This window comes from Thiorhodococcus minor, from assembly GCF_010820565.1.
GTDB classification, from domain to species: domain Bacteria; phylum Pseudomonadota; class Gammaproteobacteria; order Chromatiales; family Chromatiaceae; genus Thiorhodococcus; species Thiorhodococcus minor.
Map to the genome: position 1 here is coordinate 1 of NZ_JAAIJQ010000308.1, position 757 is coordinate 757.

Here is a 757-nt window from a genome sequence, read left to right on the forward strand (position 1 = left end):
CGCCGCTTTTCTCTGACGCGACGCATCGCTCTGACATGCCGCACCTCAGCGACCACGACCTGCGCCAATTCGACGACGCCTACCTCGAGACGCTCACGCTCGAGCAGGCGCGTGCGCTGTTGGGGCGTGCGTTGGCCGATCTGAAGACGGCGCGGGAGCGTCTGGGTCAGAATCCCTCCAACAGTTCGTGCCCGCCGAGCAGCCGTGCGCCCTGGGCGGGTCGCGATGGCAGCGAGGGGTCAACCGCGCAGACGCCCTCTGAGGCGGAATCAGCCGCTGGCGACGCCGAGGACACCGCGCCCACGGATGCCCCCGACGAGGAGGGCGAGACGCCCCCGGCGGGCGCGACGCAGTGTCGCCGCTGCGCTGGCCGAGCGGGACGGCGTCGTGGCGCGAAGGGGCACAGTCGCACGCAAGTGCTGCCGATCGATGTCGAGCGCCCCCATGCCCCCAGCATCTGCGCCGGGTGTGCTCAGCCCTTGAGCGAGGCCCATGCGAGCCGGGCGCACAACGCCCGTTACGAGCTGGAACTGACCCAACCGGGCGCGGGCGCAACCGGGTTGCTGCTGCAACAGACCAAACAGACCTACCTTGAGCGCCAGTGTCCCTGTGGCCATTGGCCCCGTGCCGAGCCTGGGCGCTGCGAGGAGGATAGCGACTGGACGGTGAGCCTGAGCGAATGGCATCTCGCTGGAGCGCTGCTGGTCGCCTTCATTTGCGCGCTGACCCAGCGCATGCGCCTCTCGCGCGCGAAGGT

General features: G+C 69.9%; 1 pseudogene. It reads left to right on the top strand.

Annotation, left to right across the window (positions count from 1 at the left end):
- Positions 1–35 precede the first annotated feature (35 nt).
- Positions 36–757 (top strand): annotated as a pseudogene (locus G3446_RS27105) (IS66 family transposase); the annotation flags it as partial.